Genomic DNA, 310 nt, shown 5'->3' with positions numbered 1-310 from the left:
GGATGTGAGAGACGGACGGATCCTCTTTGAGACTACCCGCTATCAGTGGAACGTTTCCGTGGCTTCCGTGTTCTTGGCCCAGCACGTCGGCCAAATGCTCCATCAACAAAGTCTTGCCAGGCCCCTGACCTGCCCCCTTTCTCAGGGCCACTAGCTACTTAGTAGAGTCCAGGTTGGGGAGCATACCGCTCCGGTGGGTCAGGTTTCGATCAGCGGTCGAACCAGTCAAGGCACCTTCGTTGCGCAGCGCGGCGGCGAACTCGGCAGGCGTGCATTTGGGCAGTGAGCTGTGCGGACGCACCTCGTTGTA

1 pseudogene is annotated in these 310 nt (G+C 59.7%); it reads right to left on the bottom strand.

Features of this window, described 5'->3' with window-relative positions:
* Positions 1–154 precede the first annotated feature (154 nt).
* A pseudogene (locus KVT32_RS29550) lies at positions 155–310 on the bottom strand (IS3 family transposase); the annotation flags it as partial.

The organism is Achromobacter sp. GbtcB20 (genome assembly GCF_019091095.1).
Classification (GTDB): domain Bacteria; phylum Pseudomonadota; class Gammaproteobacteria; order Burkholderiales; family Burkholderiaceae_B; genus Achromobacter; species Achromobacter mucicolens.
This window is presented reverse-complemented; position numbering and strand designations above follow the sequence as displayed.